Origin of the sequence: Trabulsiella odontotermitis (assembly GCF_001297775.1) — a bacterium.
GTDB lineage: Bacteria > Pseudomonadota > Gammaproteobacteria > Enterobacterales > Enterobacteriaceae > Trabulsiella > Trabulsiella odontotermitis.
This window is the reverse complement of the sequence record NZ_LIFX01000013.1, coordinates 1-24,916: the sequence shown is the minus strand read 5'-3', so window position 1 is coordinate 24,916 and position 24,916 is coordinate 1. Positions and strand designations below refer to the sequence as shown.

The 24,916-nt window shown below is 55.1% G+C and carries 30 protein-coding genes; 21 read left to right on the top strand and 9 right to left on the bottom strand.

All coding sequences use genetic code 11. The features are described from left to right. The first annotated feature begins 8 nt into the window (after positions 1–8). The 3 genes from fliS (at position 9) to amyA (ending at position 2,336) form a co-directional block, all read left to right on the top strand. The gene (gene fliS / locus AOY23_RS17575) at positions 9–419 is read left to right on the top strand and encodes a flagellar export chaperone FliS (RefSeq protein ID WP_054180715.1); all 411 of its coding nucleotides are present in this window, start codon (positions 9–11) and stop codon (positions 417–419) included. Then, the gene (gene fliT / locus AOY23_RS17570) at positions 419–781 is read left to right on the top strand and encodes a flagella biosynthesis regulatory protein FliT (RefSeq protein ID WP_054180716.1); all 363 of its coding nucleotides are present in this window, start codon (positions 419–421) and stop codon (positions 779–781) included. The genes fliS and fliT overlap by 1 nt, the downstream gene beginning before the upstream one ends. Before the next feature lie 67 nt (positions 782–848). Next, positions 849–2,336 (top strand): alpha-amylase, encoded by a 1,488-nt coding sequence (gene amyA / locus AOY23_RS17565; RefSeq protein WP_054180717.1) that lies wholly within the window; start codon positions 849–851, stop codon positions 2,334–2,336. A 51-nt stretch (positions 2,337–2,387) separates the two neighbouring features. On the opposite strand, the gene yedD is transcribed toward amyA, so the two are convergent. After that, positions 2,388–2,798: a lipoprotein YedD gene (gene yedD, locus AOY23_RS17560; RefSeq protein ID WP_054180718.1), complete on the bottom strand. Its 411-nt coding sequence runs from the start codon at positions 2,796–2,798 to the stop codon at positions 2,388–2,390. Positions 2,799–2,999: 201 nt separating this feature from the next. Between yedD and AOY23_RS17555 the strand changes: the two genes are divergently transcribed. Beyond that, positions 3,000–3,314: a PTS sugar transporter subunit IIB gene (locus tag AOY23_RS17555; protein ID WP_038153273.1), complete on the top strand. Its 315-nt coding sequence runs from the start codon at positions 3,000–3,002 to the stop codon at positions 3,312–3,314. Positions 3,315–3,368: 54 nt separating this feature from the next. On the opposite strand, the gene fliE is transcribed toward AOY23_RS17555, so the two are convergent. After that, positions 3,369–3,680 (bottom strand): flagellar hook-basal body complex protein FliE, encoded by a 312-nt coding sequence (gene fliE / locus AOY23_RS17550; RefSeq protein ID WP_054180719.1) that lies wholly within the window; start codon positions 3,678–3,680, stop codon positions 3,369–3,371. Positions 3,681–3,896: 216 nt separating this feature from the next. On the opposite strand from fliE, the gene fliF reads away from it, so the two are divergent. From fliF to rcsA, 14 genes are all read left to right on the top strand, one after another. Then, the gene (fliF, locus tag AOY23_RS17545; RefSeq protein ID WP_054180720.1) at positions 3,897–5,564 is read left to right on the top strand and encodes a flagellar basal-body MS-ring/collar protein FliF; all 1,668 of its coding nucleotides are present in this window, start codon (positions 3,897–3,899) and stop codon (positions 5,562–5,564) included. After that, positions 5,557–6,555 carry a flagellar motor switch protein FliG gene (fliG, locus tag AOY23_RS17540; protein WP_054180721.1) on the top strand — a complete coding sequence of 333 codons (999 nt, stop codon included), beginning with the start codon at positions 5,557–5,559 and terminating at the stop codon, positions 6,553–6,555. The genes fliF and fliG overlap by 8 nt, the downstream gene beginning before the upstream one ends. Continuing rightward, the gene (gene fliH, locus AOY23_RS17535; protein ID WP_054180722.1) at positions 6,548–7,255 is read left to right on the top strand and encodes a flagellar assembly protein FliH; all 708 of its coding nucleotides are present in this window, start codon (positions 6,548–6,550) and stop codon (positions 7,253–7,255) included. The genes fliG and fliH overlap by 8 nt, the downstream gene beginning before the upstream one ends. Continuing rightward, entirely contained in the window at positions 7,255–8,625 is a 1,371-nt protein-coding gene (gene fliI, locus AOY23_RS17530) for a flagellar protein export ATPase FliI (protein ID WP_054180723.1), read from the top strand. Before fliH ends, fliI begins: the two co-directional genes overlap by 1 nt. Before the next feature lie 21 nt (positions 8,626–8,646). Continuing rightward, the gene (gene fliJ / locus AOY23_RS17525; RefSeq protein ID WP_054180724.1) at positions 8,647–9,090 is read left to right on the top strand and encodes a flagellar export protein FliJ; all 444 of its coding nucleotides are present in this window, start codon (positions 8,647–8,649) and stop codon (positions 9,088–9,090) included. Beyond that, positions 9,087–10,310, top strand: coding sequence for a flagellar hook length control protein FliK (gene fliK, locus AOY23_RS17520; protein ID WP_054180725.1), 1,224 nt, complete (start codon positions 9,087–9,089; stop codon positions 10,308–10,310). Before fliJ ends, fliK begins: the two co-directional genes overlap by 4 nt. A 100-nt stretch (positions 10,311–10,410) precedes the next feature. Next, positions 10,411–10,878, top strand: coding sequence for a flagellar basal body-associated protein FliL (fliL, locus tag AOY23_RS17515; RefSeq protein WP_054180726.1), 468 nt, complete (start codon positions 10,411–10,413; stop codon positions 10,876–10,878). A gap of 4 nt (positions 10,879–10,882) precedes the next feature. After that, positions 10,883–11,887, top strand: coding sequence for a flagellar motor switch protein FliM (gene fliM / locus AOY23_RS17510; RefSeq protein ID WP_054180727.1), 1,005 nt, complete (start codon positions 10,883–10,885; stop codon positions 11,885–11,887). Further along, positions 11,884–12,297: a flagellar motor switch protein FliN gene (fliN, locus tag AOY23_RS17505; protein ID WP_049848961.1), complete on the top strand. Its 414-nt coding sequence runs from the start codon at positions 11,884–11,886 to the stop codon at positions 12,295–12,297. Before fliM ends, fliN begins: the two co-directional genes overlap by 4 nt. Before the next feature lies 1 nt (position 12,298). Continuing rightward, entirely contained in the window at positions 12,299–12,676 is a 378-nt protein-coding gene (fliO, locus tag AOY23_RS17500; protein ID WP_054180728.1) for a flagellar biosynthetic protein FliO, read from the top strand. Next, positions 12,676–13,413 carry a flagellar type III secretion system pore protein FliP gene (fliP, locus tag AOY23_RS17495; RefSeq protein ID WP_054180729.1) on the top strand — a complete coding sequence of 246 codons (738 nt, stop codon included), beginning with the start codon at positions 12,676–12,678 and terminating at the stop codon, positions 13,411–13,413. Before fliO ends, fliP begins: the two co-directional genes overlap by 1 nt. A gap of 11 nt (positions 13,414–13,424) precedes the next feature. Beyond that, on the top strand, positions 13,425–13,694 hold the full coding sequence (fliQ, locus tag AOY23_RS17490) for a flagellar biosynthesis protein FliQ (RefSeq protein ID WP_054180730.1): 270 nt from the start codon (positions 13,425–13,427) through the stop codon (positions 13,692–13,694). Between the two features lie 6 nt (positions 13,695–13,700). After that, positions 13,701–14,495 (top strand): flagellar biosynthetic protein FliR, encoded by a 795-nt coding sequence (gene fliR, locus AOY23_RS17485; protein WP_054180731.1) that lies wholly within the window; start codon positions 13,701–13,703, stop codon positions 14,493–14,495. A gap of 274 nt (positions 14,496–14,769) precedes the next feature. Continuing rightward, complete coding sequence (gene rcsA / locus AOY23_RS17480) at positions 14,770–15,393, top strand: transcriptional regulator RcsA (RefSeq protein ID WP_054180732.1); 624 nt, start codon at positions 14,770–14,772, stop codon at positions 15,391–15,393. Between the two features lie 50 nt (positions 15,394–15,443). Here rcsA and dsrB read toward each other — a convergent pair whose 3' ends face one another. Then, the gene (gene dsrB, locus AOY23_RS17475) at positions 15,444–15,632 is read right to left on the bottom strand and encodes a protein DsrB (protein WP_054180733.1); all 189 of its coding nucleotides are present in this window, start codon (positions 15,630–15,632) and stop codon (positions 15,444–15,446) included. Positions 15,633–15,765: 133 nt separating this feature from the next. Here dsrB and yodD point away from each other — a divergent pair, with 133 nt between their 5' ends. After that, the gene (gene yodD / locus AOY23_RS17470) at positions 15,766–15,993 is read left to right on the top strand and encodes a YodD family peroxide/acid resistance protein (RefSeq protein ID WP_054180734.1); all 228 of its coding nucleotides are present in this window, start codon (positions 15,766–15,768) and stop codon (positions 15,991–15,993) included. A gap of 314 nt (positions 15,994–16,307) precedes the next feature. Here yodD and dgcQ read toward each other — a convergent pair whose 3' ends face one another. The 3 genes from dgcQ to AOY23_RS17455 form a co-directional block, all read right to left on the bottom strand. After that, the gene (gene dgcQ, locus AOY23_RS17465) at positions 16,308–18,011 is read right to left on the bottom strand and encodes a cellulose biosynthesis regulator diguanylate cyclase DgcQ (protein WP_072171047.1); all 1,704 of its coding nucleotides are present in this window, start codon (positions 18,009–18,011) and stop codon (positions 16,308–16,310) included. A 77-nt stretch (positions 18,012–18,088) separates the two neighbouring features. Beyond that, positions 18,089–18,268 (bottom strand): YodC family protein, encoded by a 180-nt coding sequence (locus AOY23_RS17460; RefSeq protein WP_054180735.1) that lies wholly within the window; start codon positions 18,266–18,268, stop codon positions 18,089–18,091. Between the two features lie 83 nt (positions 18,269–18,351). Continuing rightward, the gene (locus tag AOY23_RS17455; protein ID WP_054180736.1) at positions 18,352–19,257 is read right to left on the bottom strand and encodes a DUF808 family protein; all 906 of its coding nucleotides are present in this window, start codon (positions 19,255–19,257) and stop codon (positions 18,352–18,354) included. A 177-nt stretch (positions 19,258–19,434) separates the two neighbouring features. On the opposite strand from AOY23_RS17455, the gene yedA reads away from it, so the two are divergent. Then, a complete protein-coding gene (gene yedA, locus AOY23_RS17450) occupies positions 19,435–20,346 on the top strand; it encodes a drug/metabolite exporter YedA (protein ID WP_054180737.1) in 912 nt (303 codons plus the stop codon). On the opposite strand, the gene AOY23_RS17445 is transcribed toward yedA, so the two are convergent. Together AOY23_RS17445 and AOY23_RS17440 are read right to left on the bottom strand one after the other, a co-directional pair. Continuing rightward, positions 20,321–20,800 carry a very short patch repair endonuclease gene (locus tag AOY23_RS17445; RefSeq protein ID WP_054180738.1) on the bottom strand — a complete coding sequence of 160 codons (480 nt, stop codon included), beginning with the start codon at positions 20,798–20,800 and terminating at the stop codon, positions 20,321–20,323. The two genes, yedA and AOY23_RS17445, sit on opposite strands and share 26 nt — an antisense overlap. Next, on the bottom strand, positions 20,781–22,214 hold the full coding sequence (locus tag AOY23_RS17440; RefSeq protein ID WP_054180739.1) for a DNA cytosine methyltransferase: 1,434 nt from the start codon (positions 22,212–22,214) through the stop codon (positions 20,781–20,783). Before AOY23_RS17440 ends, AOY23_RS17445 begins: the two co-directional genes overlap by 20 nt. A 528-nt stretch (positions 22,215–22,742) precedes the next feature. Between AOY23_RS17440 and ompC the strand changes: the two genes are divergently transcribed. Further along, entirely contained in the window at positions 22,743–23,912 is a 1,170-nt protein-coding gene (ompC, locus tag AOY23_RS17435; protein WP_054180740.1) for a porin OmpC, read from the top strand. Between the two features lie 62 nt (positions 23,913–23,974). On the opposite strand, the gene AOY23_RS17430 is transcribed toward ompC, so the two are convergent. Beyond that, a partial coding sequence (locus tag AOY23_RS17430) for an autotransporter outer membrane beta-barrel domain-containing protein (RefSeq protein ID WP_152958606.1) occupies positions 23,975–24,916 on the bottom strand: 942 nt, incomplete at its 5' end.

Genomic DNA, 24,916 nt, shown 5'->3' with positions numbered 1-24,916 from the left:
GAAAGGATATGTATAACCATTCTGGTGCTCAGGCATACCAGAAAGTGGGGCTGGAGAGCGCGGTGCTCAGCGCCAGCCCCCATCAGCTTGTCGTGATGTTATTCGATGGGGCATTAAGCTCTATGGTACGGGCGCGGCTGTTTCTTGAGCAAGGCAATATCGCCGCCAAGGGCGAAGCGCTGTCCAAAGCGATCAACATCATTGAGAACGGCCTGAAAGCGGGTCTTAACATGGATGTTGGGGGCGATCTGCCCCATAACTTGTCAGCGTTATATGACTATATGGTGCGACGCCTGTTGCATGCCAATCTGCGCAATGATGCCGCAGCAATTGCTGAAGTTGAACAGTTGCTGGACAACATTGCCGATGCCTGGAAACAGATAGGCCCGAACTCACCATCAACCCAGGACTCGTTCTGATGACCGACTTCATCTCATCCCTGCACAACTGGCACGCGCTTTTTGCTTTAAGTAACACGATGCTCAACCTCGCCCGGGCCGGGAGGTGGGATGAGCTGATAGATCATGAAGTCAAATATGTCTCTTTAGTGGAAGAGATTGCCCTGAATCCTTTACCGGCAGGTAACGCGACGCTGCAGGAAAAAGCACGCGCCCTGCTGGTGAAGATCCTCAGCAACGAGTCGGAGCTCAAAACGCTGCTGCAGTCCCGGATGTCGGAACTGCAGACGCTGATTGACCAGACCGGCAAGCAGAAATCGCTGACCACCGCGTACGGAAAACTGTCCGGCAACATTCTTATCCCGAACGAATTTAATCCCTGATTTCCCCCTTCGTCAGGGATACGCCATACTCCAGAGGTCAGTCTGTTGGCCATCTGGAGTGAGGCACATGATAAATCCCACCTTATTACAATGTTTTCATTGGTATTACCCCACCGGCGGCGAGCTATGGCAGGAAGTTGAAGCTCTCGCCCCCAATCTGAACGAAATCGGTATCAATATGATCTGGCTGCCGCCCATCAGCAAAGGCGCGTCCGGCGGCTATTCTGTGGGTTACGACACCTACGATCTGTTTGATATCGGCGAGTTTGACCAGAAAGGTTCCGTGGCGACGAAATACGGTGATAAAGCGCAACTGCTTTCCGCCATCGACGCCCTGCAACGTCACGAGATTGCCGTGCTGATTGATGTGGTGGTCAACCACAAAATGGGCGCGGATGAAAAAGAGCCAGTGCGCGTGCAGCGCGTCAACGAACAGGACCGCACACAAATCGACGATGAGATCATCGAATGCGAAGCCTGGACCCGTTACACCTTCCCTGCCCGCCAGGGAAAATATTCGCAGTTCATCTGGGACTACAAATGCTTCAGCGGCATTGACCACATTGAAAACCCCGATGAAGACGGCCTGTTCAAGATCGTCAACGACTACACCGGCGACGGCTGGAACGATCAGGTCGATGATGAGATGGGTAACTTCGATTACCTGATGGGTGAAAACATCGATTATCGCAACCATGCGGTGACTGAAGAGATTAAATACTGGGCGCGCTGGGTCATGGAACAGACGCATTGCGACGGGTTCCGCCTCGACGCGGTGAAGCATATCCCGGCCTGGTTTTATAAGGAGTGGATCGAGCACGTGCAGGAGGTGGCGCCGAAGCCGCTGTTTATTGTCGCTGAGTACTGGTCCCATGAAGTGGAAAAATTGCAGCAGTACATCGACCAGGTCGGCGGGCAAACGATGCTTTTTGATGCGCCGTTGCAAATGCATTTTCATGAAGCGTCGCTGAAAGGTCGCGATTACGACATCAGCCAGATTTTCACCGGCACGCTGGTGGAAGCCGATCCCTTCCACGCCGTAACGCTGGTCACCAATCACGACACTCAGCCACTTCAGGCACTGGAAGCCCCGGTCGAACCCTGGTTCAAGCCGCTGGCTTACGCACTGATCCTGCTGCGTGAAAACGGCGTACCGTCGGTGTTTTACCCGGATCTGTTTGGCGCCAGCTATGAAGACACCGGCGGTGACGGCAATACGTATCAGATTGACATGCCGGTGATCGAGCAGTTACACGAGCTGATCGACGCCCGCCAGCGGTTTGCTCATGGCGTGCAGACGCTGTATTTCGATCACCCCAACTGCATCGCCTTCAGCCGCAGCGGTACCGACGAGGCGCCCGGCTGCGTGGTGGTGCTTTCCAATGGCGACGATGGCGAGAAAACGCTGACGCTCGGAGATAACTACGGCGGCAAACGCTGGGTGGATTTTCTGGGTAACCGTGAAGAGACGGTTGAAACCGACGAGGAAGGCACCGCAGTCTTTACCTGCAATGCAGGCAGCGTCAGCGTGTGGGTGATGGAAGCGATCCTCTGATAACACGCCCCGGCAGCGTTGCGCCTGCCGGGGAATCATTATTATCAGGGCTTATTCAGCTAAGCCGTTTTTCGCCATCGCGTCCGCACACTCCGGCGTCGGGCGGTCAACGCGCTGTAGCTCAAGGCGATCATACTCAAGAATGCCATCGTCAATATCGAGGCTGTAAGCCGCCAGTTTACTGTTCGCGACCACGTTATAGTAATCATCATCACGCTGCATCAGTTTGCCGCGCACCGCCGTTACGCGCTTCCACTGGCGGCAATCGAGCGTATCGCCCTCTTTGGTAATGATCAGGCTGGCTATCGCTTCCGGGCTGACCATCACGCTTTGCGGCCCTTTCGACTGCCAGTAACCCGCCAGTTGCGCGGGCGCGGGCGCTTTCACCACCGCATTGTAATTATCGACCTGCACACAACCCGCCAGCATCAGCATCGTGCTCGCCATGACTAATTTCTTCATCACTCATCCTGCAAACGGAGAAAAAAATATTGTGGCATTAACGGATGCGCTCCGCCACCCTTTCGCGGTGCAGAAAAATCTGATGCAGAATTGATTTTCATGCTGATATCTTTCGGAATTTTCGAATAAATATTGAGGTAACGCTCATTTTTCAGGCAAAGGCGGGACTAGTGTAAGGGTAATTTCCCGGAGGACCTACCCATGAAAAAGTTACTGATATGCTGTCTGTTCGGCAATACCGCGAATTCGCTGGCGAAAAAAATGCAAAAGGTGGCGGATGAACAGGGTTACCCGGTTCTGATCAGCGCCGTGGGGCTGGAGAATTTTGCCAGTGTCGCCCCTGCTTTTGATGCGTTTCTGCTCGCGCCGCACGTGCAATACAAACTCGAAGAACTGAATACGATTATTGCGGATTCCCGCCCGATTTATGTCATCGAAAGCTTACCCTTCGCCTCACTGGATGGCGAAAAAGTACTGATGTTTGCGTTAGAGCAAATGCCAGAGCTGGCTGAATAACGTCCCAAAACCAGGCGACTCAGGGAGGAGTCGCGGCAACATGTCTCTGTGTCATTACATCTGCATCGACATCATTTCCTGATAGGCCGACACCAGTTTATTACGCACCTGAATCCCCATCTGCAGTAAAACGGACGATTTTTGCAGATCGGTCATGACATCGTTCAGCGCAACTCCCGGTTCGCCGATAGAAAATTTTTCCGCCTGAATGCGTGCGGTGTTCTGTGTGTCGCTGATGCGATCCAGTGCCGCGGTCAGTTGCCCGGCGAAACTGATGCTCTCCTGAGGCGCTTCCACCTGATTTTTCGCGGCGCTCACCGCCATTTGCATCTGATTCAGAACGCCTTCGATCCCCTGAACAGCCATGATAATCCCCTGGTTAGATTTTTCTGGTGATGAGATTACCAGCTTGTCAATAAGATAAAGGCGCTAATTAGCGATAAAAAAACAGGTTATTTAACGCATAGAAAATCCTGAAGCATCAAATAATGAGATGGCTTTCTTTATGCGATTGTCGACCCGGGAGTCTGTTTTGTTTCTGAATCTCTTTTTCGCCACTGGCCAGGATTTACGAGGTGCGCAATGAGCGCGACTGCAACGACCACGCCACATACTAAAATTCCAGAGTGGGTCAATCGCCTGCGTTCCAACCCCCGAATCCCCTTGATGGTGGCAAGTGCCGCTGCGGTCGCAATCGTCGTCGCACTGGTACTGTGGGCAAAAAGCCCGGACTACCGCACCCTGTTTTCGAATCTGTCTGACCAGGATGGCGGCGCGATCGTCACCCAGTTACAGCAGATGAACGTTCCCTATCGCTTCGCCGACAACGGCGGCGCGCTTGAAGTTCCGGCCGATAAAGTGCACGAGCTGCGTCTGCGTCTTGCACAACAAGGGTTGCCGAAAGGCGGCGCGGTCGGTTTTGAACTGCTGGATCAGGAAAAATTCGGCATCAGCCAGTTCAGCGAACAGGTGAACTACCAGCGCGCGCTGGAAGGTGAACTGGCCCGCACTATCGAAACCCTCGGCCCGGTGAAAAGCGCCCGCGTGCACCTCGCGATGCCGAAACCGTCGCTGTTTGTCCGCGAACAAAAGTCCCCTTCCGCTTCCGTCACCCTGAATCTCGAAACCGGGCGTGCGCTGGATGAAGGGCAGATCGCCGCCGTCGTACACCTCGTTTCCAGCGCGGTCGCAGGCTTACCGCCGGGCAACGTGACGCTGGTTGATCAGGGCGGTCATCTGCTGACGCAATCCAACACCGGCGATCGCGATCTGAACGACGCGCAACTGAAGTACGCCGCCGATGTTGAAAGCCGTATTCAGCGCCGCATTGAAGCGATTCTCTCTCCGGTGGTCGGCAACGGTAACGTCCATGCGCAGGTCACCGCGCAGATCGATTTTGATAACAAAGAGCAGACCGAAGAGCAGTATCGTCCGAACGGCGATGCCAGCCAGGCGGTATTGCGTTCACGTCAGGTGAATGAGAGCGAACAGGTCGGCAGCCCGTATCCGGGCGGCGTACCGGGCGCGCTCTCCAACTCGCCTGCCCCGGCGCCCAGCGCACCGCTGTCAACGCCACCGGCGAACCAACAGAACGCGCAGAACACCACGCAGCGGACGGAAAGCAACGGCCCGCGCAATACCCAGCGTAACGAAACCAGCAACTACGAAGTTGACCGCACCATCCGCCATACCAAAAAGAACATTGGCGATATCCAGCGTCTCTCCGTTGCTGTGGTGGTCAACTATCGCAACCTGCCGGACGGCAAACCGCTGCCGTTAACCGCTGAACAACTGAAACAAATTGAAGATCTGACCCGCGAAGCGATGGGCTTTACCGATACGCGCGGCGATACCCTGAACGTGGTGAACTCACCGTTCAATGCGTCAGACGACACCGGTGGCGAACTGCCGTTCTGGAAACAGCAGATGTTTATCGATCAGCTGATGTCCGCAGGTCGCTGGCTACTGGTGGCGCTGGTCGCGTGGCTGCTGTGGCGCAGAGCCATCCGTCCGCAGCTTATTCGTCGTCAGGAAGAGATCAAGCTGGCGCAGGAAGAAGCCCGACTTCGTCAGGAAACGGAAGAGGCGGTGGAAGTTACCCTCAGCAAAGACGAAGTGGTGCAGCAGCGTCGTGCTAACCAGCGTCTCGGCGCTGAGGTGATGAGCCAGCGTATTCGTGAAATGTCAGATAACGATCCGCGCGTTGTGGCGCTGGTCATTCGCCAGTGGATGAGTAACGAACATGAGTAACAACCTTACAGGAATCGATAAAAGCGTCATCCTGCTGATGACCATTGGCGAAGATCGCGCGGCGGAGGTGTTCAAGCACCTCTCCACCCGTGAAGTACAAACACTCAGTTCGGCCATGGCCAACGTGCGTCAGATTTCCAACAAACAGCTCACCGAAGTGCTGGCGGAGTTTGAGCAGGAAGCCGAACAGTTTGCCGCGCTGAACGTCAACGCCAACGAATACCTGCGTTCGGTGCTAGTCAAAGCGCTCGGCGAAGAACGTGCCGCCAGCCTGCTGGAAGATATTCTCGAAACCCGCGAAAGCACCAGCGGCATCGAAACGCTCAACTTTATGGAGCCGCAGAGCGCCGCCGACCTTATTCGCGACGAGCACCCGCAGATTATCGCCACCATCCTTGTGCATCTCAAGCGCGCGCAGGCGGCCGATATTCTGGCCCTGTTCGACGAGCGTATGCGCCATGACGTGATGCTGCGTATCGCCACCTTCGGCGGTGTCCAGCCAGCGGCGCTGGCGGAACTGACCGAAGTGCTCAACAACCTGCTCGACGGTACCAACCTCAAGCGCAGCAAAATGGGCGGCGTGAGAACCGCTGCGGAAATTATCAACCTGATGAAAACGCAGCAGGAAGAAGCGGTTATTACCGCTGTGCGCGAATTCGACGGCGAGCTGGCGCAGAAAATCATCGACGAAATGTTCCTGTTCGAAAACCTGGTCGATGTCGACGACCGCAGCGTCCAGCGCCTGCTGCAGGAAGTGGATTCCGAATCGCTGCTTATCGCGCTCAAAGGCGCCGAGCAGCCGCTGCGCGAGAAATTCCTGCGCAACATGTCGCAGCGTGCTGCCGACATTCTGCGCGACGACCTCGCCAACCGTGGCCCGGTACGCATGTCTCAGGTCGAGAACGAACAGAAGGCAATTCTGCTGATTGTCCGCCGTCTGGCGGAAACCGGCGAGATGGTGATCGGCAGCGGAGACGATACCTATGTCTGATACCACGCCGTGGAAGGTCTGGTTGCCTGACGATCTGGCTTCCCCACTCCATGAATTTGCGCCTGCGATAAATGAGCCGGAGCTGGAGATCGAGGAAGTCGAAGAAGAAGCGTTGAGCGAAGAGCAGATACTTCAGCAACAGCTGGCACATCTTCAGATGCAGGCGCATGAGCAGGGTTATGCCGCCGGTCTGAAAGAAGGGCGCGCCGCCGGTCACGAACAGGGTTATCAGGAAGGGCTGGCGCAGGGGCTTGAACAGGGCCAGAAACAGGCGCAACAGCAACAGGCGCCGATCCACGCGCGGATGCAGCAACTGGTCAGCGAATTCCAGCACACGCTGGACGCGCTTGACAGCGTGATCGCCTCACGCCTGATGCAGATGGCGCTGGAGGCCGCGCGTCAGGTGATTGGCCAGACGCCGACCGTCGATAACTCGGCGTTGATTAAACAGATCCAGTTGCTGCTGCAACAGGAGCCTCTGTTCAGCGGTAAACCGCAACTGCGTGTTCACCCGGATGATTTACAGCGCGTGGAAGAGATGCTTGGTGCCACCCTCAGCCTGCACGGCTGGCGTTTGCGCGGCGATCCAACGTTGCATCACGGCGGCTGCAAAGTCTCGGCGGATGAGGGCGACCTCGATGCCAGCGTGGCGACGCGCTGGCAGGAACTGTGCCGCCTTGCTGCCCCTGGAGCCTGCTGATGACGGCTCGACTGACGCGCTGGCTGAACACGCTGGATAACTTCGAGGCCAAAATCGCCCAGCTTCCGGCGGTGCGTCGCTATGGTCGTCTGACCCGCGCCACCGGTCTGGTGCTGGAAGCAACAGGCCTGCAACTTCCGCTCGGCGCGACCTGCATCATTGAACGGCAGGAGGGCAACGAGACGCAGGAAGTGGAAAGTGAAGTGGTGGGTTTCAACGGTCATCGTCTGTTTCTGATGCCGCTGGAAGAAGTGGAAGGCATTTTACCCGGTGCGCGCGTGTATGCCCGCAGCATGACGGGTGAAGGTTTGCAAAGCGGTAAACAGTTGCCGCTGGGCCCGGCGCTGCTCGGTCGGGTGCTGGATGGCAGTGGCAGACCGCTGGACAGTTTGCCGGCACCGGATACCACGGAAACCGGCGCGTTGATTACGCCGCCGTTTAACCCGTTGCAGCGTACGGCTATCGAACACGTGCTGGACACCGGTGTTCGCCCGATCAACGCCCTGCTCACCGTCGGACGCGGTCAGCGTATGGGGTTGTTTGCCGGTTCCGGGGTCGGGAAAAGTGTCCTGCTCGGCATGATGGCGCGTTACACCCAGGCTGACGTGATTGTCGTGGGGCTTATCGGCGAGCGTGGCCGTGAAGTTAAAGATTTTATTGAAAATATTCTGGGTGCCGATGGCCGTGCCCGTTCCGTGGTGGTCGCTGCACCGGCTGACGTGTCGCCGCTGCTGCGTTTGCAGGGCGCCGCCTATGCCACCCGCATCGCCGAAGATTTTCGCGATCGCGGGCAGCACGTATTGCTGATCATGGACTCCCTCACCCGCTACGCGATGGCGCAGCGTGAAATCGCCCTGGCGATCGGTGAGCCACCCGCCACCAAAGGGTATCCGCCTTCGGTGTTTGCCAAATTGCCCGCGTTGGTGGAACGCGCCGGTAACGGCATCAGCGGCGGGGGTTCGATCACGGCATTTTATACGGTTCTGACTGAAGGGGATGACCAACAGGATCCGATTGCCGACTCGGCGCGCGCCATTCTGGATGGTCACATCGTGCTTTCCCGTCGTCTGGCCGAAGCCGGGCACTACCCGGCCATTGATATTGAAGCGTCGATCAGTCGTGCGATGACCGCGCTGATTACTGAGCAACACTACGCACGGGTTCGACATTTTAAACAGCTGCTCTCCAGTTTCCAGCGCAACCGCGATCTGGTGAGCGTCGGGGCCTATGCCAAAGGCAGCGATCCGATGCTGGACAAAGCCATTGCGCTCTGGCCACAGCTGGAAGCCTTTTTACAACAAGGCATTTTTGAACGCGCAGGATGGGAAGATTCGCTACAGGCGCTGGAATTGATATTCCCGTCGGCGTGATGAAGCAGGAGGACAGCAGTCATGGCGGAACATGGTGCATTAACAACGCTAAAAGAGCTGGCCGAAAAGGAAGTCGAAAATGCGGCGCAACGCCTGGGTGAGATGCGACGCGGCTGCCAGCAGGCAGAAGAACAACTGAAGATGCTGATGGATTATCAGCTGGAATATCAGCACAACCTCGCCGGGGATATGTCCCGCGGGATGGGCAGTCTGCGCTGGCAAAATTACCAGCAGTTTATCGACACGCTGGAAAAGGCTATCGACCAGCATCGACAGCAGTTGACGCAATGGACGCAGAAAGTGGATCAGGCGCTGAATTTCTGGCGCGAGAAAAAACAGCGTTTGCAGGCATGGCAGACGCTGCAGGACAGACAAACCGCCGCCGCACAAATGGCGGAAAACCGTCTCGATCAGAAGAAAATGGATGAATTCGCTCAACGCGCAACCTTAAGGAAACCCGAATGATTACGTTGCCGAAACTTATCCTTAGCGATACCGATGCCGCCGCGGGTCAAACGGCGAAATTTTCCGGTGATGCGCAGGATTTTCTCTCACTGCTGGCGGGTGCGCTCAGCGGTAAAGGCACTGGCGAAGGCAAAACCGCGCTGACGCTGGCCGATCTACAAAACGTCGCCGCCGGGTTGCCGAAGGGCGATATCAAAACCAGTGCGCAAAAGCTGAGTCAGTTGCTAAATCAGCAGGATGACACAGCGACGCTGACGGACCCGAACGCGCTGTCAGACGCCCAGGCGCTGCTGACCTCCCTCACCTCACGTCTGACGGGGGTTGATACGTCGCAGGCTGTCGCGCAGACCGATAACAGCAAAGACGCCCTGAAAAAACCGGCCGATGATACCGCGCTCAACGACGATGAACTGGCAAGCCTCAGCGCGCTGATGGCGATGTTGCCGCAGCCGCAGACCGTGACGGCACCGCGCACCGTGGCCGCGACTGCGGGCGCGTCAGTGCCGGGGCTGGCGACCGCGACCGCTGCCCGCGCAGGGGCGGATAAAGCATTGCCGGGGATGACAACGAAAGGCGACGCGAAAGCACCTGCACAAGCGGTGAAAGGCGCAGACAACGCCGCCTTCGCGCAGACCACGTCGCTGGCCGCCAGCGCCGCCGTGCATGCCGAGGCCGACAGTACAACGTCCGCAACCGCCTCCACCACCCCACTGGCGCCGGTGATGAGCCACACCACCGCGCAACCTGTGGCGCAGCCGTCTGCCGCCGCGGCGACAGTAAACGCCCCGCTCGGCAGCCCGGACTGGCAGCAGTCGGTGAGCCAGCACATTACGATGTTTACCCGTCAGGGCCAGCAGACCGCCGAACTGCGTCTGCACCCGGAAGAGCTGGGTCAGGTACATATCACCCTCAAGGTGGACGATAACCAGGCGCAGTTGCAGATGGTGTCGCCGCACAGCCACGTTCGCGCCGCGCTGGAAGCCGCATTGCCGGTTCTGCGTACTCAACTGGCCGATAACGGCATTCAACTGGGGCAGAGCAGCATCAGCAGTGAAAGCTCCGGCGGACAACAACAGCAGCAGTCCTTCGCACAGCAACAGCACGCGTCGGGTTCATCCGGCAATGGCGGGCTGCAGGCGGAGAACGACGAGGCCTTACTCGTGCCCGCCAGTCTGCAATCCCTCTCGCGGGGTAACGGCGCTGTCGACATCTTCGCCTAACGCCAGAGGTAGCGTGATTATTCCCGTCTTTTCCGCGCTTTGACCGACGCGCGAGACGGGATAATCAACCGATAAGCTGTAAACAGGATGACCGTAACAGATGACAGACTCTGCTCTCAGTAAAAAACGTAAGCGCTCAATCTGGGTCCCGTTGCTGGTGCTGGTGACGCTCGCCGCCTGCGCTACCGCGGGCTATAGTTACTGGCGTATGCAGCAGCAACCTACCCCGGTAGCCGCTAACCAACCACCGCCGCCACCGGCGCCGGTGTTCTATGCTCTCGATACCTTTACGGTAAACCTGGGGGATGCTGACCGCGTTCTGTATGTCGGTATCACGCTGCGTCTGGGAGACGAAGCGACCCGCTTACGCCTTAGCGAATATTTGCCAGAAGTACGCAGCCGTCTGTTGCTGCTCTTCTCCCGCCAGAACGCCAATGAACTTGCCACCGATGTCGGCAAGCAGAACCTGGTCGAGGCGATTAAGAGCACGCTGTCTCAGCCGCTGGTTGCGGGTCAACCCAAGCAGGAAGTGACTGACGTTCTGTACACAGCATTCATTCTGCGGTAATCACATGGGCGATAGCATTCTTTCTCAGGCCGAAATCGACGCACTGCTCAATGGCGACAGTGATCAGTCCGATGAGCCGCAAGGGGGTCATCTGGGCGATACCGATATTCGTCCTTACGATCCGAATACCCAGCGTCGCGTGGTGCGCGAGCGCCTGCAGGCGCTGGAGATCATTAACGAGCGTTTTGCCCGTCAGTTCCGTATGGGGCTGTTCAACCTGCTGCGCCGTAGCCCGGATATTACTGTCGGGGCCATTCGTATTCAGCCCTATCATGAGTTTGCCCGTAACCTTCCGGTGCCGACCAACCTGAACCTGATCCACCTGAAGCCGCTGCGCGGCACCGGGCTGTTTGTCTTTTCACCAAGTCTGGTGTTCATTGCGGTCGATAACCTGTTTGGCGGCGACGGTCGTTTCCCGACGAAAGTGGAAGGCCGCGAATTTACCCATACCGAACAGCGGGTCATCAACCGCATGCTGAAACTGGCGCTGGAAGCGTACAGCGACGCGTGGAAAGCCATCAACCCGCTGGACGTTGAGTATGTACGTTCCGAAATGCAGGTGAAGTTTACCAATATCACCACCTCCCCGAACGACATCGTGGTGAATACACCGTTCCATGTTGAGATCGGCAACCTGACCGGGGAGTTCAATATCTGCCTGCCGTTCAGCATGATCGAGCCGCTGCGCGAACTGCTGGTCAACCCGCCGCTGGAGAACTCCCGCAGCGAAGACCAGAACTGGCGTGAGAATCTGGTGCGCCAGGTACAGCATTCGGAACTGGAACTGGTCGCTAACTTTGCTGATATCTCCATGCGATTGTCGCAAATTCTGAAGCTCCAACCCGGCGACGTGCTGCCCATTGATAAGCCCGATCGCATTATTGCCCATGTCGACGGTGTACCGGTGTTGACCAGCCATTACGGCACGCTCAACGGTCAATACGCGCTACGCGTAGAGCATTTGATAAACCCGATACTGAATTCGCTGAATGAGGAACAGCCCAAATGAGTGATATTAATAACCCGTCCGACGAAAACAGCGGAGAAGTGGACGATCTGTGGGCTGAGGCGTTAAACGAGCAGAAAACCACGACGGGTAAAAGCGCCGCTGATGCGGTATTCCAGCAACTGGGCGGCGGCGATGCCAGCGGCACATTGCAGGATATCGATTTAATCATGGATATCCCGGTGAAATTAACCGTGGAACTGGGCCGCACCCGGATGACCATTAAAGAGCTGTTGCGCCTGACGCAGGGTTCTGTGGTGTCACTGGACGGTCTGGCGGGTGAACCGCTGGATATTCTGATTAACGGCTATCTGATTGCCCAGGGTGAAGTGGTCGTTGTTGCCGACAAATATGGCGTGCGTATTACCGACATCATTACGCCGTCCGAGCGGATGCGCCGTCTGAGCCGTTAAGATGAAAACCCAGGCTACCGTTACTCAGCCAACCGTTGATAGCACGTCGCCGCTGATACAGGTCAGCGGCGCCCTGCTGGGTGTTATCCTGTTGATCCTCGCCGCCGCCTGGCTGGTGAAACGCGTCGGTTTCGGTGGCATTAAGCCGACCGGTTCGCAGGGTCTGAAAGTCAGCGCCAGCACCTCCCTTGGCCCGCGCGAGCGCGTGGTGATTGTCAATGTGGATGATGCCCGCCTGGTGCTCGGCGTGACGGCAAACCAGGTCACCCTGCTGCACACATTGCCTCCCGCACCCGTTGAGAGTGAAGAACAGAAAGCGGCTGCACCCGATTTCTCCTCGATGATGAAGAACATAATGAAGCGTTCCGGGAGATCCTGATGCGCCGTGTATTACGCCTTTCCCTGCTGGTGCTGTGGCTGTTATCCCCTGCCGCCTTTGCCCAGTTGCCCGGGCTGGTCAGCCAGCCATTACCGAACGGCGGCCAGAGCTGGTCGCTGCCGGTTCAGACGCTGGTTTTCATCACCTCACTGACGTTTATTCCGGCCATTTTGCTGATGATGACCAGCTTTACCCGCATCATCATCGTCTTTGGCCTGCTGCGCAACGCGCTCGGTACGCCGTCCGCGCCGCCAAACCAGGTGCTGCTTGGGCTGGCGCTGTTTCTCACCTTTTTCATTATGTCGCCAGTGATCGACAAAATTTATGTCGACGCGTACCAGCCGTTTAGCGAAAACAAAATTTCAATGGAGCAGGCGCTGGATAAAGGCGCGCAGCCGCTGCGCGAATTCATGCTGCGCCAGACCCGCGAAGCCGATCTGGCGCTGTTCGCCCGCCTGTCCAATACCGCGCCATTGCAGGGACCGGAAGCGGTGCCGATGCGTATTTTGCTGCCTGCATACGTCACCAGCGAGCTGAAAACCGCCTTTCAGATTGGCTTCACCATATTCATTCCGTTCCTGATTATCGACCTGGTGATCGCCAGCGTGTTAATGGCGCTCGGGATGATGATGGTGCCGCCTGCCACCATCGCCCTGCCCTTTAAGCTCATGCTCTTCGTGCTGGTCGACGGCTGGCAGTTGCTGATCGGTTCGCTGGCGCAGAGTTTTTACAGTTAAGGAGCCCGACAATGACACCCGAATCGGTCATGATGATGGGTACGGAAGCGATGAAAATGGCGCTGACGCTGGCGGCGCCGTTACTGCTGGTTTCGCTCATCACCGGTCTGTTGATCAGTATTCTGCAGGCCGCCACGCAGATTAACGAAATGACACTGTCGTTCATTCCGAAAATCATTGCCGTTTTTATCGCTATTATCGTCGCCGGTCCGTGGATGCTGAACCTGCTGATTGATTATGTGCGCACGTTGTTCACCAACCTGCCCTACATCATCGGATAACCCGCCATGTTGCAGGTGAGCAGCGATCAGTGGCTGCACTGGCTGAGTCTTTATTTCTGGCCGATGCTGCGCGTGCTGGCGCTGATTTCTACCGCTCCCATTCTCAGCGAAAGATCGATACCCAAACGGGTGAAGCTGGGGCTGGGGTTAATCATTACGTTTATTATCGCTCCGACGCTACCGCCGACTGACGTCACCCTCTTTTCCCCCAATGCGCTGTGGCTGGCGATGCAACAGGTGATGATTGGCGTGGCGCTGGGGTTCACCATGCAGTTTGCTTTTGCCGCCGTGCGTTATGCGGGGGAAGTGATTGGTCTGCAGATGGGCCTGTCGTTCGCCACCTTCGTCGATCCGAGCAGCAACCTGAACATGCCGGTGCTGGCGCGCATCGTTGATATGCTCGCCATGCTGCTGTTTCTGGTGTTTAACGGCCATCTGTGGCTGTTGTCGCTGTTGGTGGATACCTTCCATACGCTGCCCATCGGCGGCGAGCCTATCAACAGCAACGCGTTTATGGCGCTTTCCCGGGCCGGTGGGCTTATCTTCCTCAATGGTCTGATGCTGGCGATGCCGGTCATTACGCTGCTGCTGACCATCAACTTCGCATTAGGCATGCTTAACCGAATGGCGCCTCAGCTTTCGGTGTTTGTCATCGGCTTTCCGATTACCCTCACCGTCGGGATTTTGTTGATGTCGGCGTTAATGCCATTGATTGCACCTTTCTGCGAACATTTATTTAGTGAGATTTTTGACCTACTTGCAGATATTATCAGTGAGCTGCCGAAAATAAATTCCCCCTGATCGTTGTATTGTTACCCTAAGGAAAATCTTAAAATAAAACTTTAAAAACATCTTCCAGGATATATCTGGTGCGGCTTATTTGTTTTTACGCAGTTCACAGAACATAACATTTACTTTACTTTGAGACGATTCCTGGCAAATTATAAGACACTTTACGGGATAGTTGAGGTCGCCTGATTGCCTTCGCCTGTTTTTTTAAGGATTAAATTCAGGCCGTTTGGCAGTGGTCAAGGCGATGGGTTAATTATCGTTACACATTGAGTGAGGGTATGCCATGTCAACGATTATTATGGATCTATGCAGTTACACCCGGCTGGGATTGACCGGGTACCTGGCAAGTCGGGGGGTGAAAAAACGTGATATCTGCGATGTCGACAACGTCGACTTACTCGCCAAAGTCTGTGATGCACGCCAGCCGTCTGTCGTGTTCATTAATGAAGATTGCTTCATCCACGACCCTGGAAGCAGTCAGCTGATCAAGCAGATCATTAATCAACATCCCAGGACGCTGTTCATTGTATTCATGGCAATAGCGAATATTCATTTCGATGAGTATTTACTGGTCCGGAAAAATTTGCTTATTAGCTCTAAATCAATAAAACCGGAATCATTGGACGATATTTTAGGTGATCTACTGAAAACAGAAGAAGATAGCGTTACGCAGATTAATCTACCGACGTTATCATTAAGCCGTACTGAATCCAGTATGTTAAAAATGTGGATGTCCGGACAGGGAACCATCCAGATTTCAGATCAGATGAATATTAAAGCTAAAACCGTATCATCACATAAAGGTAATATTAAAAAGAAAATAAAAACGCATAATAAACAGGTTATCTATCATGTCGTTCGACTGACTGATAACGTGACTTCAGGCATTTACGTCAATATGCGTTGATCCTGACAAACTGGCGGCACGTGCCGCCGTTTGTCAGATACCTCAATACCCTACTCTACCTTCTCGACAAAAATGCCGTCCGCATGACCGAGTTCATTGAAGAACCAGATGCCCAACGGATAATCTTCCAGTGATACCAGATACATCGTCCCTTCGCTGAACGTTTCAATTGCCAGCACTACGCCTGGACGTCGCGGACCGCCATCCGTCTTTACCGTTACCCGGTCATTCACCTGCATACCTGTCATCTCCTGATTGCTTTTGTGCAGTGTAGAACAAATCAGAATGCCTGACAGCGCCCGCGTGCGCGAATGATGATTTTATCGGCGTCTATACTTACTGGGGTTGCCGCATGTGTTGAGAGGTAAGTTAATGAAAATCGCCAAAGAGTACAGTGACACCGCCAAACGCGAGGTGAACGTTGACGTTGATGCCTTGCTGGCGGCCATTAACGAAATCAGTGAAAGCGAAGTGCACCGCTGTGCCGACGACCCGCATCATGTCAGCATTGACGGACGCGAGTATCACACCTGGCGCGAGCTGGCGGAAGCCTTTGAGCTGGATGTGCATGATTTCAGCGTGTCTGAGGTCAATCGCTAGCCAGCCACGGCTGAAAAAAATCCCGCCGCCAGTGAGGGTCGGGATCAAAACTTGCGACTGCAAGAAGCACTTGAAAATTCGTTACACCAGGAAATCTGATGCGATGGAAACATTATCCGCAATTATTTTGCGAGACAAGGATTATTCTTAAGGGAAATAATTGAAATTGCCTGGTTTTTACTCAGACTCCGCAGCAATCCCGCACGCCGACTGGTATTTAAGAAATCGGTTCCAGGCGCATTATTTTCTCTTCTCGCGAATTTTTAGGATTATTCTTAGGCCATAAAGCAAATCAGGCTAAAACAGGTTATCGTTTATAACGTATCCACATCCGAAGCGCAGACCCGGTTGCGCCCGCCCTGTTTCGCCAGATACAAGCGGCTATCGGCGACAGACTGCAATAGTTCAAAATCGTACTGGCCGTTTTCTTCGCTGCTGCTGACTCCCAGTGAGGCGCTGATGCGCATGGTGGTTCCTTTCCCCACCAGAATTTCACGCATATTGATGCGAGAACGAATACGCTCAGCAATTTCCAGCGCCATCTCGCGGGAGGCCCCCGGCAGCACCACGCAGAACTCTTCACCGCCAACACGCCCGGCGATGTCGGTATCGCGGATTTTACTGCTGATCAGGCTGGCGGCGTGCGAGAGCACCCGGTCACCTGCCTGATGGCCATACTGGTCGTTAATGCGTTTGAAATGGTCGAGGTCAATCTGAATGACCGAGATCGGCAGTTGCTTCAGTTTGCAATCCTGGACGGCATCAAGCGCGCGCTCAAACAGCGCGCCACGGTTATAGAGCCGGGTCAGCGCATCATACCAGGCCCGCCATTGCAGCGATTCCTGCAATCCCGCCATGTTGGCGACCATCCGGCGGATCACCCACCAGGCAATAAGTTGCATGATGGTGAACAACATCCACACCAGCGCCAGCGCGATGGTGATGCTGCCGAAGTCGCCGCGCACTCCTTCGTGCAGGTGATGAATGCGCAGCAGCACGCCGTCGAAATTACGCAGCTTTTCCCAACTGATGTAGCTGGTCACCAGGCGCACTCCGCCACGGTTATCAAAGCTGAATTCATGTGACAGCTGCGCCTCTTCCCGTACGGTCAGGCGTGTGGGATAGTCATTTGTCCCCGCCGAGGTGGCAATCAGGTTCATGCGGCTGTCGTAGAGCTGATACTCCCCCTCTTTTTCCCCTTCCACCGCACTCATCAGAAAAGCCTTCATTTCGCTGACGGAAAAATCCATCGCCAGCACGCCAAACCAGTAATGATCGACGTCGATGGGGACGGAGGCGGTCACCAGTTGGGCTTCTGTCGCGACGCTGTCAGACGCCTGGATCGTATTCCAGCGAATGCCCCGCGCCGGATTGTTGCGCTGTGACTGCATCGCGAACCACGGGCTGGTCACCAGTCCGTAATAGGTGGAAATAATGGCCTGAGCATTCTGGCTCGGGTCGCTGGAGAGAAAAAAGCCCCCACGCGACACATACAACATACGCTCCGCCAGGCGCTGCGAATTGTGCGACAGCCGCAACAAATAGCCCAGTTCCAGCGTGGCGGTGATTTCATTTTCCAGTAGCGCGTTGTCACGGTTGAGGATGGAGGTTTTATTGACGAAATCATCAGATACGCCAAACACCGGCAACGTGCGGCGTTTGTCGATCGTGATGCTCCAGTCGGGCGCCTGGCGTTTCTGTTCGAATTCGCCCCGCGCGTTGTTGAGCACGTCAAAGGCCAGCGGCGTGCTGATCGCGGACTGGACGCCATTGCGGAAAAAAAGCAGACGATCGACGTTGAACTGCAGTTGCGCATCCATTTCATGCGCCACGTTTTCGAGGTTATTGCGCTGGCTTGAGATATAGGCATCTTCAAGCACGACGATCTCGCGCCAGGTCAGCAGCGTTGAGAAAAAGAGTACGATGACGAAACAAAAATTGACCACCCGTCCCGGATTTTTACGGCGGCTGAGCATCTTCAGCCACGACGGTTTCTCCTCGGATGTTTCACCTTGCACACAAGCCCCTGATTGTCCCGCCAGGACACAGTCAGATTAACCAGTAAAACGCCCGGCGAAATCGCCGGGCGTTGTCGTTACGCCTCATCCCGAACCCGCCCGTCGCCGGGCATCAGTTCATCTTCACGGAAAGCTTCCCGCTTCACGCCAAAACCGTCATACCAGCGACACTCCACCATTCCGCTGGAGTAGCCGGTAACGACCATGCGTGGCCCGCCGCTTTTAGGCTTAACTTCATCACTGACCAAAAAGACCATCATTGCCTCCTGTATCAGGGTGAAACTTTTTCACCTTAGACGAAATTTGCCCGTTTTGCATAATGGCAGACCGAACTTTATTCTTATGATGAACGCAACCGGCTCACCACATTCACCACCGCTAACACCACCGCGCCAACGATAAAACCCAGCACGAGATTAAACAGCGTTGGCAGCAGCCATTGCACCGCACTCACCTGTTCAGCGGTGAAGGCTTCAATGGCGTGATGCAACGGCGCCAGGCCGTGAACAATAATCCCGCCACCGACCAGAAACATGGCCAGCGTTCCCACGACAGAAAGCGATTTCATCAGCCACGGCGCGATAAACAACAGACTCTTGCCCAGTGCCTGCGCCAGCACGCTGGATTTTTCCGCCAGCCAGTAACCCATGTCATCCAGTTTGACGATGACACCCACCAGGCCATACACGCCAATGGTCACCAGAATGGCGATCCCCGACAGGATCAACACCTGATTGAGGAGCGGCGCATCGGCGACGATGCCGAGCGTAATCGCCACGATCTCTGCCGAAAGAATAAAATCAGTGCGGATCGCCCCTTTGATTTTATCGCGCTCGACCACGCGCATATCCTGATTTGCCAGCGCCTCCAGACGTTGCTGGCGCGCCTGTTCATCATTCTGATGTTTACGGGCATGCAGGGTATGCACCACTTTCTCCACCCCTTCATAGCAGAGAAACGCCCCGCCAATCATCAGCAGCGGCGTGATCGCCCACGGCAAAAAGGCGCTGATCAACAACGCCAGCGGCACCAGAATCACCTTGTTGACGAACGAACCTTTGGCAACGCCCCAGACCACCGGCAGTTCACGGTTCGCCCGTACGCCGGATACCTGCTGCGCGTTAAGCGACAGGTCATCGCCCAGCACACCCGCCGTTTTCTTTGCCGCCAGTTTGCCCATCATGGAGATGTCATCCAGCAGCGTCGCAATATCATCCAGAAGTGTTAAAAGACTTGAACCCGCCAAAATCGTATTCCTTTGTTTTTTAGTCTGTACAGATAAAGTATGAAGTAAAATTTTGCACCTGCATATAGCGCTTACTGTCAACAAATTTAATACATTGTTGTGATAACTTTAACTCTCGCCAGCCAGGTTGTTTTGACGTTTACTATAAGCGACCTTTCTATTTTGCCGTGAGGAAGTATGCGCGTCCGACAGTTACTGCCGCTCCTGAGTTCACTTTTTGCGCTCTACATCATCTGGGGATCTACTTATTTTGCTATCAGCATCGGCGTGGAAAGCTGGCCACCGTTCATGATGGCGGGCGTTCGTTTTCTCTGTGCCGGTGTTTTACTGTTAGGTTTTCTGCTGGCGACCGGGCATAAGCTTCCGGCGCGTCGCCCGCTGCTGAATGCCGCGCTGATTGGCGTGTTGCTGTTGGCCGTGGGTAATGGCTTCGTGACGGTGGCTGAGCACCAGCACGTGCCGTCAGGGATCGCCGCAGTGATGGTCGCCACCGTGCCGCTGTTCACCCTTTGCTTTAGCCGCTTTTTCGGTATTGCCACCCGCAAGCTGGAATGGCTGGGCATCGCCATCGGTCTCGCCGGGATTGTTCTGCTGAACAGCGGCGGGAATCTGAGCGGCAACCCGTGGGGCGCCATCCTCATTCTGATCGGCTCCGTCAGTTGGGCGTTTGGCTCGGTGTACGGTTCACGCATTGAACTGCCGGTCGGCATGATGGCGGGGGCGATTGAAATGCTGGCGGCGGGGATTGTCCTGATGTGCGCCTCGCTCCTGACTGGCGAGAAACTGACTGTTATGCCGTCGATGTCCGGGTTTCTGGCGGTGGGTTATCTGTCGCTGTTTGGGTCGATTATCGCCATTAATGCCTATATGTACCTGATCCGCAACGTCTCCCCGGCGATTGCCACCAGCTATGCGTACGTAAACCCTGTGGTTGCCGTTCTGCTGGGCACCGGGTTTGGCGGCGAGCATCTTTCTCAGGTCGAGTGGCTGGCGCTGGCCGTGATTATTTTCGCCGTGGTGCTGGTAACGCTGGGCAAATATCTGTTGCCGGGTCGCCCGGAAGTCACGCCCTGCGAAGTGAAGAAGTAATGCCCTGAGTGTCGATTTGTGCGGCGGTGTTACCGCCGCAGATCCACTCTTCCAGCCGTGCGGTTAACGCCTCGCCGCTGAGTTTTTTTCGCCCCCGCAACGCGCATTCCCACACCACCAGCACCCGCCAGCCCTGCTCAATCAACAACGCCATATCACGCTCGTCACGGGTGACGTTTTTGCCGATTTTCTCCAGCCAGAAATCGGTACGCGTTGCAGGTACTTTAAACAAGTAGCAGTCGTGGTGATGCCAGAAACAGCCGTGGGTGAAAATGACGCACTGATAGTCGGCGACCACAAAATCAGGTCGCCCCGGCAGCGACGCATCCTGCACGGTGTACGTAAACCCGGCGGATTCCAGCAGCAGCGCGAGCCGTTTTTCGATAGCCGTATCCCGCGTACCGATGGCGCGCATGTTTTTACTGCGGGTGGCTTTATCGTGAACGTCCGCCACGTTTTGCCTCTTTTTCCCGCATTGCCACGGCCTGCAAAATGCGTGACTCCAGCATTTTCGCCACCGCCGCAAAGGCTGGCACCACCACTGAATTACCGAACTGCCGGTAAGCCTGCGTGTCCGACACTGGAATGCGGAACTGATAACCCTGCGGCGATTCAAAGCCCATCAGGCGGGCGCATTCGCGTGGCGTCAGACGACGCGGGCGACGCTGCTGGTTTTGTGGATCATCAAAATGTTGTTCGCCGAGCGGTTTATCCCAGCCGCGATCGACCAGGATTTCGGCACCATCTTTGTAGTAACGGGCGGACAGCGTTCGCGCCACGCTGTGCGGATTGGTGGGATCCACCATGCCGAAACCAAAACCGTTGCCGCGCGCCTGATGTTTCTTCGCATAACGATAAAGGTATTTCCACAGCACTGGCGTCAGAATGAATTTAGCGTCGACCGTCGGCTCCAGCAATTCGCCAAAAGTGGGACGGCGTGACGGATAAAACGCGGGGATATCGCGCAGGGTGAAGCCCTGTTGCAGGTTTAAATCGCGACGAAAACCCACCAGCACGATGCGCTCCCGGTGCTGCGGTAAGAAGTGCTGCCCGTCGATGATTTTCGGATCGTCCGGCCCCATCTCGGCGGCATCGGCAACGTCATAACCGAGTTCATCGAGCGTCTGCATAATAATGCGGAACGTTTTGCCTTTATCATGGCTCTTCAGGTTCTTGACGTTTTCCAGCACGAATATCGCCGGTCTGCGGGCGTCAATAATGCGTACCACATCGAAAAATAACGTCCCCTGCGTATCGCAAGCGAATCCGTGGGCGCGCCCGAGGGCGTTTTTTTTCGAAACGCCCGCCAGCGAAAACGGCTGACAGGGGAAACCGGCCAGCAACACATCATGTTCGGGGATGACCGCGCGGATATGCTCTGCGGCGGCGGCATCAGTGATATTCGGGCGGTGGCTGAGGGTGACGTCGCGGATGTCCTCATTAAACTGATGCTGGTCGGGATCACAGTACCAGTTCGCTTTGTAAGTACGAACCGCGTGTTTATTCCATTCGCTGGTGAAAATGCACTGCCCGCCAATGGCTTCAAAGCCGTGGCGAATGCCGCCAATACCCGCGAAGAGATCGACGAAGCGAAACGCATACCGCGCATGGTGCTGCGGCGGTTTTGGCAGCAACGCGGAAAGCCGCGCGCATTCGGTTTCACTCAGCCGCTTGTCCGCACGCGCCATCTCCACCACGCGTTTTAGGATCGCGGGGCTCCAGTGTTGCTCCCCCACCGCATTGAGCTGTGCAACCAGGGTTTTGACATCATAAATGCTCAGCAACCGGGTCAGGAGCGCGTTAGGATCCACCGCATTTGCATCAGTAGCTTGCGGTGTCGGGACGTTTAACGAGATGTTTTCCTGCATGGGCGTAACCGGACAAGACAAAGTTGGACTGAGAGTATCACAAAAATACACAGCCAGTCGCCACCCCCCATTTATTATTTCCGTGTATTTATTTTCACTATTGATAGCACAGCCAAATAATTAAAATATCCGATTGCAGACTTTTATTTTCGTCCATTTCATGTCATTATTTTTCCGTTATTAGCCTTAGTTGTTTCACACTGCCCTCGTTATAACTTCCTGATTAATCCTTTACCCAACCCCCCCGTTGGGTATTTTTTTTCCCGGCCACCATACATATCAACAATCGATTATTAATGAGTTTTCATAACCACAATCAATTCATTATAAATCAATGAGATAAATAGTTTCGATCTTGTGCATTCATTATATTTATAACGCCTGATTTAGAAACATTTTGCAATATTACAAATAATTTAATTACATTTTTCTTTTAAATTAAACTGAACTATATGGCTAGTATTTCCCCTGTAATCCATGACGGCATTACAAATATTCACGTCAATTATAATCTGAAGGGAATATATAATGAAAAGAAAAGTTCTGGCAATTATTGTGCCTGCCTTATTACTGGCTGGCGCTGCAAATGCGGCTGAAATGTACAATAAAGACGGCAATAAAGTTGACCTGTACGGCAAAATCGATGCACGCCATACGTTTTCCGATAACCCGGGTGACGACGGCGATGAAACGTACGTGCAGATCGGCTTTAAAGGCGAAACACAGATTACTGACCAACTGACCGGCTACGGCCAGTGGGAATACAAAACCTACGCTAACAATACCGAAGATGCTACTGACAATTCCTTCACCCGTCTGGCGTTCGCCGGCCTGAAGTTCGGCGAATACGGTTCTTTTGATTATGGCCGTAACTATGGCGCGGTGTACGACATTGAAAGTTGGACCGATATGCTGCCAGTGTTCGGTGGCGACTCCTACACCTGGACCGATAACTTCATGGTTGGCCGTGCCAACGGTGTGGCAACCTACCGCAACGCAGACTTCTTCGGTCTGGTGGACGGCCTGAACTTCGCGCTGCAGTACCAGGGCAATAACGAAGGCTCCAATGCCAGTGAAGATCAGGAAGGCACCAAGAACCGTGGCGATTCAGACGTTCGTTACGATAACGGTGACGGCTACGCGATGTCCACCACTTATAACTTTGATTTTGGTCTGAGCCTGGGTGCGGCATACTCCGCTTCTGACCGTACCAATGACCAGGTCGCTTATGGTGCAGGCAGTGGTAACCGCTACGTCAAATACGCGGGTGGTGAAAACGCGGAAGTATGGACGTTTGGCGCGAAATATGACGCGAACGACATCTACCTGGCGATGATGTATGCCGAAACCCGCAATATGACCCCGTACGGTGATGACGGTATTGCCAACAAAACGCAGAACTTTGAAGCAGTCGCGCAGTATCAGTTCGACTTCGGTCTGCGTCCGTCACTGGCGTGGGTTTACTCGAAAGGGAAAGATCTCGGCGGTAACGACTACAACACCAGCAATGGTTACGACTATGTAGACCAGGATCTGGTGAACTATGTTGAAGTGGGTGCGTACTACAACTTCAACAAAAACTTCACCGCGTACGTTGATTACAAAATCAACCTGCTGGATGAAGACGATGACTTCTATTCCGACAACGGTATCTCCACCGATGACGTTGTGGGCGTAGGAATGATCTATCAGTTCTGATGTAAAAAAACCGGGGAAGCCACTTCCCCGGTTTTGTTTTGTCACGTGAACCTGCTACGTCATCAGAACGAGGCTTTAATCCCCACCATCGCAGCGGTATCGCTGTAGCCTTTGTCGCCAACCTGCTGACCAACGTTACCCCACAGGGCGACGTTCTTCGTCAGTTGACCTTCAACACCGGCTTTCAGTTCACCAATATTGCGGGCGCCTGCCAGCTCTACCTGCTGACCGTTCAGCGACACACCAAAGTCCTTGCTGTTGTGGATCCAGTTGGCTTCCACGAACGGCTGGAAGGTGCGGCCTTTACCATCGTCCAGTTTGTTGTGGCCGTGGCCGTACAGACGCACGCCAACGCGGGTCTGAATGTTGCCGTCACCATTGCCTTCGACACGGGTGCCGTTGGTTTCTTTATGCGAATCCGCTTTCACGCCCATCCAGGTGACCTGCGCTTTCGGCTGGATGTACAGCGCGTTACGTTCGCTGATGTCTGCCAGTTTCCAGGTATAGCCGGATTCCACAGACGCCGTGAAGCCTTTGGATTTGTACGACTCCGCCGCAACGTCATCACCGGACACGGTGTTATCGAACCAGTTGTACTGCGCCCAGCTGTCAACATATGCGCCTTCCAGCGTGTCGTTATCCTGCAGCCACGTGCCGTAGACGCCGACGCTGTAACCGTCGATGCTGCCGGTGGCGTGGTTGCTGTTACGATGGTTGACCGCTCGGCTCTTCTGGTTGGCATAACCGGCCATCACACCGAGGTGATAACGGTCAGCCTCGTCAGAACTCCACTGCGCGATATCGCCACCCAGTTGCATCACATAGCGGTTGCTCTGCATGTTCACCAGACCACTGCTGTCTTTCTGACGGGTGTGCCCGCCGACGTTGCGCAGCCACATGCTGGTCACCGCAGTTTCACCGGTCAGCGCGTCAACGTAGTGCGTCTCACCGAGACGGTCATGCAGACGGGTGGTAAACAGGTTGTTGGCCGCCTGCAGGTTCAT

Coding starts and splice junctions, on each gene's coding strand:
- fliS (WP_054180715.1), top strand. CDS start 9: ATGTATAACCATTCTGGTGCTCAGGCATACCAGAAAGTGGGGCTGGAG.
- fliT (WP_054180716.1), top strand. CDS start 419: ATGACCGACTTCATCTCATCCCTGCACAACTGGCACGCGCTTTTTGCT.
- amyA (WP_054180717.1), top strand. CDS start 849: ATGATAAATCCCACCTTATTACAATGTTTTCATTGGTATTACCCCACC.
- yedD (WP_054180718.1), bottom strand. CDS start 2,798: ATGAAGAAATTAGTCATGGCGAGCACGATGCTGATGCTGGCGGGTTGT.
- AOY23_RS17555 (WP_038153273.1), top strand. CDS start 3,000: ATGAAAAAGTTACTGATATGCTGTCTGTTCGGCAATACCGCGAATTCG.
- fliE (WP_054180719.1), bottom strand. CDS start 3,680: ATGGCTGTTCAGGGGATCGAAGGCGTTCTGAATCAGATGCAAATGGCG.
- fliF (WP_054180720.1), top strand. CDS start 3,897: ATGAGCGCGACTGCAACGACCACGCCACATACTAAAATTCCAGAGTGG.
- fliG (WP_054180721.1), top strand. CDS start 5,557: ATGAGTAACAACCTTACAGGAATCGATAAAAGCGTCATCCTGCTGATG.
- fliH (WP_054180722.1), top strand. CDS start 6,548: ATGTCTGATACCACGCCGTGGAAGGTCTGGTTGCCTGACGATCTGGCT.
- fliI (WP_054180723.1), top strand. CDS start 7,255: ATGACGGCTCGACTGACGCGCTGGCTGAACACGCTGGATAACTTCGAG.
- fliJ (WP_054180724.1), top strand. CDS start 8,647: ATGGCGGAACATGGTGCATTAACAACGCTAAAAGAGCTGGCCGAAAAG.
- fliK (WP_054180725.1), top strand. CDS start 9,087: ATGATTACGTTGCCGAAACTTATCCTTAGCGATACCGATGCCGCCGCG.
- fliL (WP_054180726.1), top strand. CDS start 10,411: ATGACAGACTCTGCTCTCAGTAAAAAACGTAAGCGCTCAATCTGGGTC.
- fliM (WP_054180727.1), top strand. CDS start 10,883: ATGGGCGATAGCATTCTTTCTCAGGCCGAAATCGACGCACTGCTCAAT.
- fliN (WP_049848961.1), top strand. CDS start 11,884: ATGAGTGATATTAATAACCCGTCCGACGAAAACAGCGGAGAAGTGGAC.
- fliO (WP_054180728.1), top strand. CDS start 12,299: ATGAAAACCCAGGCTACCGTTACTCAGCCAACCGTTGATAGCACGTCG.
- fliP (WP_054180729.1), top strand. CDS start 12,676: ATGCGCCGTGTATTACGCCTTTCCCTGCTGGTGCTGTGGCTGTTATCC.
- fliQ (WP_054180730.1), top strand. CDS start 13,425: ATGACACCCGAATCGGTCATGATGATGGGTACGGAAGCGATGAAAATG.
- fliR (WP_054180731.1), top strand. CDS start 13,701: ATGTTGCAGGTGAGCAGCGATCAGTGGCTGCACTGGCTGAGTCTTTAT.
- rcsA (WP_054180732.1), top strand. CDS start 14,770: ATGTCAACGATTATTATGGATCTATGCAGTTACACCCGGCTGGGATTG.
- dsrB (WP_054180733.1), bottom strand. CDS start 15,632: ATGCAGGTGAATGACCGGGTAACGGTAAAGACGGATGGCGGTCCGCGA.
- yodD (WP_054180734.1), top strand. CDS start 15,766: ATGAAAATCGCCAAAGAGTACAGTGACACCGCCAAACGCGAGGTGAAC.
- AOY23_RS17460 (WP_054180735.1), bottom strand. CDS start 18,268: ATGGTCTTTTTGGTCAGTGATGAAGTTAAGCCTAAAAGCGGCGGGCCA.
- yedA (WP_054180737.1), top strand. CDS start 19,435: ATGCGCGTCCGACAGTTACTGCCGCTCCTGAGTTCACTTTTTGCGCTC.
- AOY23_RS17440 (WP_054180739.1), bottom strand. CDS start 22,214: ATGCAGGAAAACATCTCGTTAAACGTCCCGACACCGCAAGCTACTGAT.
- ompC (WP_054180740.1), top strand. CDS start 22,743: ATGAAAAGAAAAGTTCTGGCAATTATTGTGCCTGCCTTATTACTGGCT.